The 12,824-nt window shown below is 71.1% G+C and carries 14 protein-coding genes; 9 read left to right on the top strand and 5 right to left on the bottom strand.

Annotation, left to right across the window (positions count from 1 at the left end; genetic code table 11):
- Positions 1-15 precede the first annotated feature (15 nt).
- On the bottom strand, positions 16-831 hold the full coding sequence (gene cofC / locus MXD60_RS08630) for a 2-phospho-L-lactate guanylyltransferase (RefSeq protein WP_248818474.1): 816 nt from the start codon (positions 829-831) through the stop codon (positions 16-18).
- A gap of 129 nt (positions 832-960) precedes the next feature.
- Between cofC and MXD60_RS08625 the strand changes: the two genes are divergently transcribed.
- The gene (locus tag MXD60_RS08625) at positions 961-1,185 is read left to right on the top strand and encodes a hypothetical protein (RefSeq protein ID WP_248818473.1); all 225 of its coding nucleotides are present in this window, start codon (positions 961-963) and stop codon (positions 1,183-1,185) included.
- Positions 1,182-2,192: an NAD(P)H-dependent glycerol-3-phosphate dehydrogenase gene (locus tag MXD60_RS08620; protein ID WP_248818472.1), complete on the top strand. Its 1,011-nt coding sequence runs from the start codon at positions 1,182-1,184 to the stop codon at positions 2,190-2,192. The genes MXD60_RS08625 and MXD60_RS08620 overlap by 4 nt, the downstream gene beginning before the upstream one ends.
- Here the strand turns inward: MXD60_RS08620 and murA are convergent.
- Together murA and thiD are read right to left on the bottom strand one after the other, a co-directional pair.
- A complete protein-coding gene (gene murA / locus MXD60_RS08615) occupies positions 2,140-3,591 on the bottom strand; it encodes a UDP-N-acetylglucosamine 1-carboxyvinyltransferase (protein ID WP_248818471.1) in 1,452 nt (483 codons plus the stop codon). The two genes, MXD60_RS08620 and murA, sit on opposite strands and share 53 nt — an antisense overlap.
- A 101-nt stretch (positions 3,592-3,692) precedes the next feature.
- Positions 3,693-4,532: a bifunctional hydroxymethylpyrimidine kinase/phosphomethylpyrimidine kinase gene (gene thiD / locus MXD60_RS08610; protein ID WP_248818502.1), complete on the bottom strand. Its 840-nt coding sequence runs from the start codon at positions 4,530-4,532 to the stop codon at positions 3,693-3,695.
- A gap of 265 nt (positions 4,533-4,797) precedes the next feature.
- Here thiD and MXD60_RS08605 point away from each other — a divergent pair, with 265 nt between their 5' ends.
- Positions 4,798-5,031 (top strand): Lrp/AsnC family transcriptional regulator, encoded by a 234-nt coding sequence (locus tag MXD60_RS08605; RefSeq protein WP_248818470.1) that lies wholly within the window; start codon positions 4,798-4,800, stop codon positions 5,029-5,031.
- An 86-nt stretch (positions 5,032-5,117) separates the two neighbouring features.
- Positions 5,118-5,576: a DUF3515 family protein gene (locus tag MXD60_RS08600; RefSeq protein WP_248818469.1), complete on the top strand. Its 459-nt coding sequence runs from the start codon at positions 5,118-5,120 to the stop codon at positions 5,574-5,576.
- Between the two features lie 45 nt (positions 5,577-5,621).
- On the opposite strand, the gene MXD60_RS08595 is transcribed toward MXD60_RS08600, so the two are convergent.
- Both MXD60_RS08595 and rpmB read right to left on the bottom strand, forming a co-directional pair.
- Positions 5,622-6,728: a D-alanine--D-alanine ligase family protein gene (locus MXD60_RS08595; protein WP_248818468.1), complete on the bottom strand. Its 1,107-nt coding sequence runs from the start codon at positions 6,726-6,728 to the stop codon at positions 5,622-5,624.
- A gap of 1,297 nt (positions 6,729-8,025) precedes the next feature.
- Positions 8,026-8,214, bottom strand: a complete 189-nt coding sequence (rpmB, locus tag MXD60_RS08590; protein ID WP_248818467.1) for a 50S ribosomal protein L28 — start codon at positions 8,212-8,214, stop codon at positions 8,026-8,028.
- Between the two features lie 219 nt (positions 8,215-8,433).
- Here rpmB and recG point away from each other — a divergent pair, with 219 nt between their 5' ends.
- From recG to rpmF, 5 genes are all read left to right on the top strand, one after another.
- Positions 8,434-10,611, top strand: coding sequence for an ATP-dependent DNA helicase RecG (gene recG / locus MXD60_RS08585; RefSeq protein ID WP_248818466.1), 2,178 nt, complete (start codon positions 8,434-8,436; stop codon positions 10,609-10,611).
- Between the two features lie 11 nt (positions 10,612-10,622).
- A complete protein-coding gene (gene rsmD, locus MXD60_RS08580) occupies positions 10,623-11,180 on the top strand; it encodes a 16S rRNA (guanine(966)-N(2))-methyltransferase RsmD (protein ID WP_248818465.1) in 558 nt (185 codons plus the stop codon).
- The gene (coaD, locus tag MXD60_RS08575) at positions 11,177-11,665 is read left to right on the top strand and encodes a pantetheine-phosphate adenylyltransferase (protein ID WP_248818464.1); all 489 of its coding nucleotides are present in this window, start codon (positions 11,177-11,179) and stop codon (positions 11,663-11,665) included. Before rsmD ends, coaD begins: the two co-directional genes overlap by 4 nt.
- A gap of 344 nt (positions 11,666-12,009) precedes the next feature.
- Positions 12,010-12,654 (top strand): YceD family protein, encoded by a 645-nt coding sequence (locus tag MXD60_RS08570; RefSeq protein ID WP_248818463.1) that lies wholly within the window; start codon positions 12,010-12,012, stop codon positions 12,652-12,654.
- A complete protein-coding gene (gene rpmF / locus MXD60_RS08565; protein WP_248818462.1) occupies positions 12,654-12,824 on the top strand; it encodes a 50S ribosomal protein L32 in 171 nt (56 codons plus the stop codon). The genes MXD60_RS08570 and rpmF overlap by 1 nt, the downstream gene beginning before the upstream one ends.

Here is a 12,824-nt window from a genome sequence, read left to right as displayed (position 1 = left end):
CGCCGACCGCCCCGGTCAGGACGTGAGGATCCGGCGGGGATCCAACGCCGCCGCCGTGGCGTCGCCGACCCCGAGAAACGCTGCCTCGGCGAGATCCTCGACCGTGTCGACGTCGCGACGCAGCCCCGGCACGGTCGCGCCGAGCGCCGCGGTGAGATCCACCGCGCCGGACCGGCGATGCGCCGCGTGGCTGTCGACGCCGAAGGCCGGCTCGAGCGGCTGCCCGGCGGCGGCGGTGAGCAGCACCGTGCCGGTTCCGGTGGCGTCGGCTAGCACCGCGCGAGCATGGTGCGCGGCCTCGAGCAGGGCGCGGCGCAACTCCGCCGTCCGCAGCGCGGGAAGGTCGGCCGACATCGCCGCGAGCGGACGCCCGGGCCGCCAGCGGTCCGCCAGGACGGCGCCGTGTACCAGCGCGGGATTGAGACCGTGGTCGGGGACGTCGGGTATGACGCGAAGTCGCTCGCGCATCCACGCTGGCAGGACCGGCGATGCCGGCGTGGGAGATGCCGGCGTGGGAGATGCCGGGTCGGCGCTGGTCGGGATGGCGGCCGCGGGGGGCGTCGGACCGTCCGGCAGGGCGCCGGCGTCGCCGACGTCGCGAAGCCGGGTGAGTGCCTGGCGGACCGTCCGATCGTTCGTGACGACCACGACGGCACCGACGAGATCGGCCGCGGACGCCAGCACCGCGCACACGGTGTCGAGTGCCATCGCCAGCGCGAGCCGACTGCGGTCCGGCCGCCGCAGGCGCGACTTCGCCCGGGCCAGGTCCTTCAACGGCAGCAGGATCGTCCATGACGCCTCGCCTGGTGAGAGCGACACGAAGGCGACCATAGGCCATCCGGTCCGGACGGGCACGCCTCGCACGCCTCGCACGCCTCGCACGCCTCGGACCCGGCCGGGTTGCCGGTGGGCCGCCCATGCCGCGTGAAGCTCGCAGGGGCGGCGTCTACGGTCGACGGTGTGGACGCGATGGGAACGTGGTGGGGGTCGACCCCGGCGCGGCGCGCCGAACGGTCCGCACCGGGCGGGATCCTGCCCCGGTCATGTGCGCTCATCCGGGAGGGAACAATCATCGTCGAGTCCGCCATCGTCGAGTCCGTCCACGTCGCGCCCCCCGCGCCGACCGTCCGCACGCGTCGCGCGGGTCGCCACGCCCGCGCCGCGGCGTTCGTGGTGACCGCATGAGGAAGGCGGCGGTACTGACCGCCGGCTCGTGGGGGACCGTCTTCGCCAAGGTGCTCGCGGATGCCGGCGCCCGGGTCGACCTCGTCGCCCGCGACGAGGACGTGATCCATTCGATCAACGAGCGGCACGTGAATCCTCGCTACCTGCCGGCGGTGCACCTGCCGGACCGGGTCCGGGCCACGGCGGACCCGGCGGCCGCGCTGGTGGGCGCGGGGCTCGTCGTGCTGGCGGTGCCGTCGCAGGCGCTGCGCCCGGCGCTCGCCGGCTGGGCGCCGCTGGCACCGCCCGATGCGATCTACGTCAGTCTGATGAAGGGCGTGGAGGCGACGAGCCGGCTGCGGATGAGCCAGGTCGTCGCCGAGGTCACCGGCGCGCCCGCGGATCGGATCGCGGTCGTGAGCGGTCCGAACCTGGCGCACGAGATCGCCGCGGAGCATCCGGCGGCGACCGTGGTGGCCAGCTCGTCGGAGGACACGGCGGCCGAGGTGCAGGCGGCGTGCTGGACGCCGTACTTCCGCCCCTACACCAACACCGACGTGGTCGGGTGCGAGCTCGGCGGCGCGGTGAAGAACGTGATCGCGCTCGCGGCCGGGATGCTCGGCGGCATGGGGTTCGCCACGAACAGCCAGGCGTCGCTGATCACCCGCGGCCTGGCCGAGACGTCGCGGCTGGGTATGGCGCTCGGCGCCGACCCGATGACGTTCGCCGGCCTGGCCGGACTCGGCGACCTCGTCGCGACCTGCGGGTCGCCGCTGTCGCGCAACCGGACCTTCGGCGAGAAGCTGGGGCGCGGTCTGAGCCTGGCGCAGGTGGAGGCCGAGCAGCGGCAGGTCGCCGAGGGGGTTCGGTCCTGCCGGCCGCTGCTGGCCATCGCGGATCAGCTCGGGGTCTCGATGCCGATCACCCGGCAGGTCGAGCGGGTGCTGTACGAGGGGCTACCGCCGTTGGAGGCGGTCAAGGAGCTGATGAGCCGCGAACCCGGGCCGGAGTACCGGTTCGGGCGCTGACCTCGTCGCTGCGGCCGCTCTGGGCGCCGGCGGGCGCGGGCGAGGCACCGGGGACGAGGTCCGGTTCGACGAGGGCGCCGATCGAGCGCAGCTTCCCGACCGGGTCCTCGTAGCCGCGTTCGAGGAAGCGCGTCCCGCGGATGGTGCTGGTGCCGTCCGCGACGAGGGCGGCGAGGACGTAGGCGAAGCCGGCGCGCAGGTCCGGGATGGTCAGATCGATGCCGGTGAGCGGGGTCGGACCGCTGACCACCGCGGAGTGCTCGAAGTCGCGGGAGGCGAACCGGCACCCCTTGCCTCCGAGGCACAGCGTCGACAGCGCGATCTCGGCGCCCATCTCGGCGAGCTGGCGGGTGTACCCGAAGCGGTCCTCGTAGATCGTCTCGTGCACCACCGACGCGCCCTGGGCCTGGGTGAGCAGCACCACCAGCGGCTGCTGCCAGTCGGTCATGAAGCCGGGATGCACGTCGGTCTGCACATGGGTGGCGGTGAGCGGGCGGGCGCGGAAGAACGTCATGCCCCGCGGGGTCACCTCGAACTCGCCGCCGAGGCGCCGCAGATGGTTCAGGAACGTCATCAGATGCTCCTGCCGGGCGCCGATCACCTCGACCCGGCCGCCGGTGGCGACGGCGGCGGCGGCGAACGACGCGACCTCGATGCGGTCGTGCACCGGCGCGTGGGTGGCGCCCCGCAGCCGTTCGACGCCCTGGACCACGATCGTCCGGTCGGCCTCCACGGCGACCAGCGCACCCATCTGCTGCAGGAACAGGATGAGGTCGATGATCTCCGGTTCTGTCGCCGCGTTCGAGATCACCGTGGTGCCCTGGGCCCGGACCGCGGCAAGCAGCAGGTTCTCGGTCGCGCCGACGCTGGGGAAGGGCAGCGTGACATGCGTGCCGCGCAGACCGAGGGTCTTGACCTGGACGGAACGCACCTGCTCGACGATCTCCGCGCCCATCGCCCGCAGGCCCGCGAGATGGAAGTCCACCGGCCGCTTGCCGATCCGACAGCCACCCGGCAGCGGGATCACCGCCTCGCCGACGCGGTGCAGCAGCGGGCCCATCATGAGGATGGGGATGCGGTTGACGCCCGAGTACGCCTCGGACAGCGAGGCGTCGACGATGCGTTCGGTGGTCAGCCGCACGGTGTGCTCGTCCAACCACTGCACCTCGGTACCGAGCTCCGTCAGCATGCCCAGGACCACGTCGACCTCGGCGATGCGCGGGACCCTGGTCAGGGTGCACGGCTGCGGGGTCAGCAGGGTGGCGACGAGCAGCTTGGTGACCGAGTTCTTGGCGCCGGACGCCTCGACCGAGCCATGCAGCGGAACACCGCCGCCGATCCGGTACAACCAGCGATCCGAGTTTGCCGGCGCGGTCACCGCGGTGCTGTTCGCCCCCACGGGCTACCTCCCATGGCGATGGTGTGAATGCAACAGGTCACATGTGGCGGGGCGATTGAACCAGACCCCCGGGCGGGGGCGATCCCCCGGACCGGTGGCGGCTACCTGCGGTGACGATAACCGTGGTCCACCGGGCCGATCCCGCCGCCGAGGGGAAAGCCGGCGGCCAGCGCGCCGCTGACGAACTCCTTCGCCGCCCGCGCCGCCTGCTCCGGCGCGTCACCGAAAGCCAGCCGGGCGGCGATCGCCGACGCCAGCGTGCAGCCCGTTCCGTGAGTATGCCGGCGATCGAGCCGGGGGCCGCGCAGGACGAGCTCCGTCACGCCGTCGGTCAGCAGGTCGACGGCGTCCCCGGGCAGGTGGCCGCCCTTGACAAGCACCCAGCGGGGACCCAGCTCGAGCACCGCCGCGGCGGCCCGCGGCAGGTCCGCGGCATCCCGGACCTCCACCCCGGTCAGCAGTCGGACCTCGTCGACGTTCGGGGTCACGATGGTGGCCCGCGGCAGCAGCTGCCGGCGCAGGACGTCCACCGCGTCCGGCGCGAGCAGCGGATCACCGTGCTTGGACACGCCCACCGGGTCGACCACGAGCGGCGCCGCGACCCGGTCGACCTCCTCGGCCACCAGAGCGACGAGCGACGCCGACGAGAGCATGCCGGTCTTGACCGCGTCCACCCCGATGTCGTCGACCACCGCGCGGATCTGGCCGCGGACGGCCGCCGCGGGCAGATCCCACACGCCATGCACGCCGAGTGAGTTCTGGGCCGTGACGGCCACGATCGCGCTCATCCCGTGCACGCCGAGCTCGAGCATCGTCTTGAGATCCGCCTGGATCCCGGCGCCGCCGCCCGAGTCCGATCCGGCGATGGTCAGCACCCGCGGCGGCGCGGCCGGCGCCCTCGGGGCCGGTGCGGGGACGGGGCCGGGGACGGCGGTCACCAAGCGCTCCACACCATCACGTGTCTCCTCGGTCTTCACTTTCCGTAGTTGAATTAGTGGTTGCCATCACAACCGGGTACGGCTTCGGGGCGACGGACCCCAGGATTGAGGGCCGGACGAGCGCGCGCCTGGGAGTCTCCCGGCGCCCGGAGGTCGCGGCGAGAAAATCCTCGGCTGCGAAGGCTCTCATCCGGCCCGTTTGCCTGTTACCTTCTGTCGGCCCGTAGTTCTGCTCGACGGGCTGTTGACGTCCGACGAGGGAGCGTCTGTGGTCCACGCGTACATCCTTATCCAGACCGAGGTCGGCAAGTCCGCGTCGGTTGCCAAGGAGATCGAGCAGATCCCTGGGGTCACCCAGGCCGAGGACGTGACCGGTCCCTACGACGTCATCGTGCGTGCGGAGGCGCCCACGGTGGACGATCTCGGCAAGATGGTCATGTCGAGGGTCCAGGCGGTCGACGGCATCACCCGGACACTGACCTGTCCAGTCGTCCACTTCTGAGGCTCCGGGACTGTCGCCGTCCCGCTCTGTCCTACCGCACCGGTGGGAGGCGTCGCGACGGTGTCACTGGTGTCACTGGTGTCGCCGTGGTCGGCTTGGCAGCCTGCCTGCTGGCCACGGCGTGCGGCGGTGGTCCCGGGTCGCTGAGGCTGACCAACGTGCCGGTGCCGGCGCCAGCGTCGCGGGCGGCCTGTGCCGATCTCATTCGGGCCCTGCCGTCGTCACTGGGCGGCGATCTCGATCGCCGTGAGCTGGATCCACCAGTGGACAGCGCGGCCGCGTACGGCCGAACACCAGCCGTGATCACCTGCGGGGCGGCCGGCGTGCCGGCCAGCTACCGTCCGACCTCGGACCTGTCCGTGGTCAACGACGTGGGATGGTTCGCGGAGACGACCGGCGCCGGGGTGCGGTTCTCGACTCCGACCCGCTCGCCCCACGTCGTGCTCACGCTGCCCACGGCCGCGCTCGGCGATCTGCAGCCCTTCGACGTCCTGGTCTCGGTGGCTTCGGCGGTGCGCGCGCACAGCGTGTCAACCACGGCTTGAACGTCCTGCCGGCCGAGGCAGGCGGCCCGCCGCGGTGGCACGGACTCAGCGCAGGCCGGCTCCGTCGCGCAGCGCGAGCCGGACGAGTCGGTCGAGAAGCGCCGGATAGCTGACGCCGCTCGCCTCCCACATGCGCGGGAACATCGACGTCGGGGTGAACCCGGGCATCGTGTTGACCTCGTTGACGACGATCTGGTCGTCGGGCCCGAGGAACACGTCGACCCGGGCGAGTCCGGCGCAGTCGAGCGACTCGAACGCCGCCACGGCCACGTCCTGGATGCGCTGGCGCACGGCCGGGGACAGCCGTGCGGGGATGTCGAAGCGGGTCTGCCCCGAGGTGTACTTCGCCTCGAAGTCGTAGAAGCCGCTCGGCGAGTCGACCGTGATCTCCGCCGGCAGGCTCGCCTCGGGGCCGGGGCCGTCGAGGCGACCGAGCACGCCGCACTCGATCTCCCGGCCGACGATGGCCGCCTCGATGACCACCTTGGGGTCGTTCGCCCGGGCCGTCTTGATGGCCGTGTCAAGATCGTCCCAGGCCTCCACCCGGCTGATGCCGATGCTGGATCCGCCCCGCGCCGGCTTGACGAAGACCGGCAGGCCCAGGCGCTCCCGCTCGGCCTCGGAAAGGCTCTGGCCGGGGCGCAGGACGGCGTAGGGGCCGACAGGCAGGCCCGCTGCCCGCAGCAGGGCCTTCATGTGCTGCTTGTCCATCGCGGCCGCGCTGGCGAACACGCCTGAGCCCACGTAGGGCAGCCCGGCCATCTCCAGCAGGCCCTGCACGGTGCCGTCCTCCCCGAAGGGGCCGTGCAGCAGCGGGAAGACCACATCGATGTCACCGAACGTGTCGCGAACGACGGCCGTCTGGTCGCGCGGCGCGAGCCGGGACGCGGTCGGATCGGCCGAGATCAGGACCTGCCGACCGGCGGCGGCCGTCACCTCGGGGAGCTGCTCGGCCGCCGCCGCGAGTGCGTCGGCGTCGTCCGGCAGGACGATCCAGCGGCCAGCCAGGTCGATTCCCACCGGGAGGACGTCGTACACATCCCGGTCGAGCGCGCGCAGCACTCCGCCGGCGGAGACGCAGGAGATCGCGTGTTCGGTGCTTCGTCCGCCGAACAGGAGGGCGAGTCGGATCGGAGCCCGGGTTCCTGCCATGCGGGGACACTAACGGATCGGTGCCGCCGACCGGGACCGATCTCGACCACGGCGGTCCGGAGCGGGCCGAGGCGGGCGGGAATCGGTCCCGGTGACGCTTCGCGGACGCCCCGGCTGGTTGGAGCGAAATGCCGTTGACCAGGGCAGATGGTGCCGGAGCGAGGAGGGTTCGCGGCGCTGGGCGGGAAGGGGCGCGGGGTCGGGCATAATCGAATGCATGTTCGATTCGACGGGGCGAGGCGCCGAACCTCGCGATGTGACTGATCATTTCGCCGTGACCGGTGACGGGTCGACCGCCCCGGCGGCGGACGGGCCCGAGCCGGCCCTGGTCCACGGTCGGCCGGTTGATGACCTTGATGATGACGAATGCCTGCGGCTCGACACCTGGATCGGTCGAGAGCTCGCTCGGCTGGAGGCCTGGCGGCTGCGGGTACGGGAGCGGTCTGCCAGACTGCGGCCGCCGCTGCCGGGCGACCGAGGCGGCGCGGAGCGGGGCTTCAGCGAGTTCACCGGTGACGAGCTGGCCGCAGCCGCCGCTCTCGCTCCCGTCGCCGCCAACGTGGATCCGGACGGGGCCGAGCTCCGCCGCCGGCGGCGGGTGCGGGAGCGAGGCGTGGGCATGCGGCCGTTGACCGATGGTCTCGGCCTGTTGTCGGCGGTGCTGCCGGCTGAACGTCTGTCTGCCAGGTACGGCCGCGTCGACGCGCTGGCCCGCGCCGCCGGGGAAGCGGATGACGAGCGCGGCATCGGAGAGAGACGGGCCGAGGTCCTGTTCGACCTCGTGATGGGGGAGCAGTGCGGCCCGATCGCCACGGAGGTCGTGATGTCGCTGGCGACCCTCGCGGGACTGTCCTCCGCCCCAGGGGAACTGGCGGGCTACGGGCCGATCCCCGCAGACCTGGCTCGGGAGCTGGCGCACGGCTCGCGGTCCAGCTGGCGGCGGATAGTCACGGATCCGCTGGACAGCTCCGTATGGGAGGTCGGCCGCCGACGCTGTCCGTCACCGGCGATGGCCCGATTCGTCCGCGCCCGGGACCGCCGGTGCGTGTTCCCGGGATGCGCGAAGCCCGCCCGAGACTGCGATCTGGACCACACCGTGGCGCACGCGGACGGCGGTCAGACCGAAGTAGGCAACACCGACCGCTCTGCCGCCACCACCATCGCCTCAAGCACTCCGGCGAGTGGACGCTACGGCAGCCGATCTCTGGCCTGCACCTCTGGACCAGCAGGACCGGCCGAGAGTTCGCGACCGAGGCGGAGCCATACCTGGACGAGACGGCCTGCGGCCGTCATCGACTCAGCCGCGGGCGACCTTGCCGGCCTTGATGCAGGAGGTGCAGACGTTCATCCGTCGACGCGCGCCACCCACGACGCCCCGGACGGTCTGGATGTTCGGGTTCCAGCGACGGCGGGTGCGTCGGTGGGAGTGGGAGACCGACATGCCGAAGCCCGGCCCCTTGCCGCAGACGTCGCACACCGAAGACACGAGAAACACTCCGTCGAAATAGTCATGGTCCCGATGTCGTACCGGGAAGTCGGGCGGGTCGGCGCCGCGATCCTGCTTGCCGACAGGCCTTATGGCATGATCAACAAGGCCCGCGCGGCGGACACCTCCGTCAGCGTACCCCAGCCACCGTGGTCCAGATCGTGGAGCGCAGGGTGATCGGGCCCGGCGCTGTCGGTCGTTCAGTGCAGTATCTGGTGTGTGGTCGACCTCGACACGCCCCTGAAGACGCTCCTCGGCGCGCGCGCCGCCACCCTGCTGGCCGACGGCCTTGAGCTGTCCGCGGTCGGTGACCTGCTCAACCACCTGCCGCGGCGATATCACGAGCGCGGTGAACTGACCGATCTCGCCGATCTCACCATGGGTGAGACCGTCACGGTCCAGGCGCGGGTGGAGAAGGTGGAACGCCGGCCGATGCGCGGCAGCCGGCGATCCATGCTGCTGGTCACCGTGACCGACGGACGCCTGTCCCTGGTGCTCACGTTCTTCAACCAGACCTGGCGGGAACGCGATCTCCGTCCCGGAACGACGGCGTTGTTCGCCGGCAAGGTCGACGAGTACCGCGGCCGCCGGCAGCTGGTCAACCCCGAGGTCCAGCTCCTGGACCCGGAGGTCGACGGCGATACCGACGGCGAGGCGTTCGCCAACGCGCTGGTCCCCATCTACCCGGCCGCCGCGAAGGTGCCGAGCTGGACGCTGGCCCGGTGCGTCCGGCTGGCGCTGGACTCCCTGGAGCCGGTGCCGGACCCGTTGCCCGAGGAGCTGCGGCGACGGCACCGCCTGCCAGCGCTCACCGAGGCGTATCGCCTCGTGCACCAGCCGGACAGCCGGGCCGATGTCGCTTCCGGGCGTAAGCGACTGAGCTGGGACGAGGCACTGGTTCTCCAGGTCGCCCTGGCCCAGCGCCGTCGCCAGACGGAGAGCCTGGCGACCACCCCGCGAGTCGCGCGTCCCGACGGCCTGCTGGCGGCCTTCGACGCCGGGCTGCCGTTCCCGCTCACGAAGGGCCAGCGCGAGGTGGGCGCCGCCATCGCCGCCGACCTGGCCCGGCCGGTGCCGATGCATCGTCTGCTGCAGGGCGAGGTCGGCTCGGGAAAGACAGTCGTCGCGCTGCGGGCGATGCTCGCGGTGGTCGACTCAGGCGGCCAGGCCGTGCTGCTCGCCCCGACCGAGACCCTCGCCAGCCAGCATTCCCGAAGCCTTCGGGACATGCTCGGGAACCTGGCTCGCGCGGGCGAACTCGGCGGCGACGATCAGGCAACCCGCGTGACACTCGTCACCGGGTCCCTGGGCGCCCGAGCCCGGCGGGAGACGTTGGCGGCCATCGCCGACGGTTCGGCCGGCCTCGTGGTGGGAACGCACGCGCTCCTGCACGAGGACGTCGTGTTCGCGGACCTGGGTCTGATCATCGTGGACGAGCAGCACCGGTTCGGCGTCGAACAGCGGGATGCGCTTCGGGCACGGGGTCGTCGGCCCCCCCACCTGCTCGTCATGACCGCGACGCCGATCCCGCGGACAGTCGCGATGACGGTCTTCGGTGACCTGGAGATCTCGGAACTCACGGAGCTGCCGGGGGGCCGGGCCGGAGTGTCGACCTACGTCGTCCCGGCCGCCGTCCGTTCGTGGACGGATCGCATGTGGGGGCGCATCCGGGACGAGGTGGCGACGGGCCGCCAGGCGTATGTGGTCTGCCCACGGATCGGTGGCGCGGGGGCCGACGACGATCAGGTCGTCGGGCAGGATGGCGAGGACGGGCGCCCGGTGCGTCCGGCGGCCACCGTGACGGAGATGCTGCCGCAGCTGGTCGACGGAGAGCTCGCCGGGCTGCGGGTCGAGCCGCTGCACGGGCGCCTGGCGCCGGCGCAGCGCGAGGCGGTGATGACCAGTTTCGCCGACGGGGAGATCGACGTCCTGATCGCGACGACGGTCATCGAGGTCGGTGTGAACGTCCCGAACGCGACGGTGATGGCGGTCCTGGACGCGGATCGTTTCGGGGTGTCCCAGCTGCACCAGCTCCGCGGGAGGGTGGGGCGGGGCAGCGCACCAGGATGGTGTCTGCTGCAGACCGCGGTCGAACAGGACGCGCCGGCCTGGCAACGGCTGACCGCGGTGGCGGCGACGAGTGACGGCGCCGAACTGGCCCGCCTCGACCTTGCGCAGCGGCGCGAGGGTGACGTCCTCGGAGCGGCCCAGTCCGGTGGGCGTCGATCCCTGAAACTGCTTGCCCTGCTTCGGGACGAGGAACTCATCCGGGAGGCCAGGGTGGAGGCCGTTCGCCTCGTGGGCGATGATCCGGAACTGGCCGGCCATCCGGCGTTGCGACGACTGCTGACCGCTGTGCTCGACGACGAGAGCGCGGCATTTCTCGAGAAGGGATGACCGTCTCCTCGATGACACGAATCATCGGCGGAAGTGCGGGCGGCCGGCATCTCCTGGTTCCCCCTGGAAGATCGACCCGGCCGACGTCGGATCGCGCCCGAGAGGGCCTGTTCAACACGCTCTCGACGCGGCTGGATCTCACCGGCGCGCGGTTTGCCGACCTTTTCGCGGGAACCGGCGCGGTCGGCCTGGAGGCGCTGTCGCGGGGCGCCTCCCACGCGCTGCTCGTAGATCGCGATGTGGCGGCGGTTCGCGCTCTGCGCCGCAACGTCGCGGCATTGGGGCTGGCCGGAGCCGAGGTCGTGCAGGCCGCCGTCGCCCGTGTGGTGCAGAACACTCCCGGGAATCCTTACGACGTGATTTTTCTCGACCCGCCGTATGCGATGAGCGACGACGAGCTCGGGGGCGTGCTGGCGAATGTGCGGACTGCTGACTGGCTGACTGCGGACGGTGTCTGTGTGGTCGAAAGGTCCCATCGGTCCGCCCCGGTCGCCTGGCCGGAAGGGATGTGCGCTCTCCGTGACCGCAGGTACGGAGAGGGAGTCCTCTGGTACGGTATTCGATCATGAGGAGGGCAGTCTGTCCCGGTTCCTTTGATCCGATCACCAACGGACATCTTGACATCATCATCAGAGCCAGCAGGCTCTTTGACGAGGTTGTCGTTGCCGTTCTGATCAACAAGAACAAGGCGACATTGTTTACGGTCGATGAGCGGATAGAGCTCATTCGGGAGGCGCTGCGAGATCATCCGATGGCGCCGACCAACGTCGTCGTGGACTCGTCCCATGGTCTGGTCGTCGATTTCTGCCGCTCTCGAGGCATTCAGTCGATCGTGAAGGGCCTGCGGGCCGTGAGCGACTTCGACTACGAGTTGCAGATGGCCCAGATGAACAATTCCCTCGCGGGTGTGGAGACTCTCTTCATGAGTACCAATCCGCAGTATGCGTTCCTGTCGTCGAGTCTGGTCAAGGAGGTCGCCCGCTACGGTGGGGAGGTCTCGGGGCTGGTTCCCGACGTCGTGCTCAAGCAGCTCCGCGAGCGTGCGCAGAACTGATCGCTGCCCGGGCCTGGTCTGGTCCGGTCCTCTCTGTGGTCGCCGCGTGGCCAGGCGGGCGGCGTCGGATGCGGGCGGTGGTCCGCCGACCCGTCCCACACGTCGATCGGATACGCTGGGGTCAGTCGTCGTCTGGCTGGGGTCGGGGTTCGTCCGCCGGCCCTCTGGATGGCTGGGGCTGGATGGCTGGGGGGAGCCGGCGAGCGCAGAGTCTCCTGTTTCTCGGAGTCTCCTGTTTCTCGGAGTCTCCCGTTGTCAGCCGGCGCCGCGTGACCTTGTATCCGAGTGGAGCCCGCCGCCGCGAGCTTCCTGAGCCGAAGTCAGACGTGAACTCGACTGTCGCCATGACTGGATCCCACACCCGCCGCCGGACGCCCAGGGGCCCGCTCGTGCTCGACACACGAGAGCTGGGCCGGCGTCCGGGGTCCATGAAGCGTGTGCAGACCCAGGCGAAACTGCCCGCTGGCTTCGGGACCGAGATGATGTGGGCGCCCGAGGGGGCGCAGGCCACTCTCGATCTGCGCCTCGAATCGGTGATCGAAGGCGTACTGGTCAGCGGAACCGTGGTCGCGCCGCTGGAAGGTGAGTGCGCCCGCTGCCTCGACCCGTTGTCCGATGTCGGCACCGTCGAGATTCGCGAACTGTTCTACTACGCTGACCGGGCGACGGACGTTCCGGAGGACGAGGACGTCCGGGTGCTGGTGGACGATCGGGCCGACATCGAGCCGGTCGTCCGCGATGCCCTGGTGCTGAACCTGCCGCTGTCGCCCACCTGCCGACCGGACTGTGCCGGCCTGTGCGTGGGATGCGGAGCCCGCCTCGACGATGTGGGGCCCGATCACTCGCACGATCGTCCCGACCCGCGCTGGGAGGCGTTGTCCGCGTTGGGTGACGGTGGTCGGCCCGACGCCGAGCAGGGGCGGCTGGAGCCAGACGAAAGCCAGGATCCGGCTGAATCGGATCCTGACATGGAGAAGGAGAAGGAATAGTGGCCGTCCCGAAGCGGCGCACCTCGCGCAGCAACACCCGGTCTCGTCGTTCGCAGTGGAAGGCCAAGGTGCCGACCCTCGCGAAGTGCCCCCGGGGTCACGTGGTCCGACCGCACACCGTGTGCACGACATGTGGTCGGTACAACGAACGTCAGGTGCTCGACGTCTGA

Origin of the sequence: Frankia sp. AgB32 (assembly GCF_023243045.1) — a bacterium.
In the GTDB taxonomy this organism is placed as follows: domain Bacteria; phylum Actinomycetota; class Actinomycetes; order Frankiales; family Frankiaceae; genus Frankia.
Note: the sequence above shows the minus strand (reverse complement) of the source record. Positions and strands in the feature narration are given on the sequence as shown.

Excerpts from the sequence above, each read along its gene's own strand:
- coaD (WP_248818464.1), top strand. The coding sequence starts at position 11,177 with ATGAGGAGGGCAGTCTGTCCCGGTTCCTTTGATCCGATCACCAACGGA.
- rsmD (WP_248818465.1), top strand. The coding sequence starts at position 10,623 with ATGACACGAATCATCGGCGGAAGTGCGGGCGGCCGGCATCTCCTGGTT.
- MXD60_RS08570 (WP_248818463.1), top strand. The coding sequence starts at position 12,010 with ATGACTGGATCCCACACCCGCCGCCGGACGCCCAGGGGCCCGCTCGTG.
- MXD60_RS08620 (WP_248818472.1), top strand. The coding sequence starts at position 1,182 with ATGAGGAAGGCGGCGGTACTGACCGCCGGCTCGTGGGGGACCGTCTTC.
- cofC (WP_248818474.1), bottom strand. The coding sequence starts at position 831 with ATGGTCGCCTTCGTGTCGCTCTCACCAGGCGAGGCGTCATGGACGATC.
- MXD60_RS08595 (WP_248818468.1), bottom strand. The coding sequence starts at position 6,728 with ATGGCAGGAACCCGGGCTCCGATCCGACTCGCCCTCCTGTTCGGCGGA.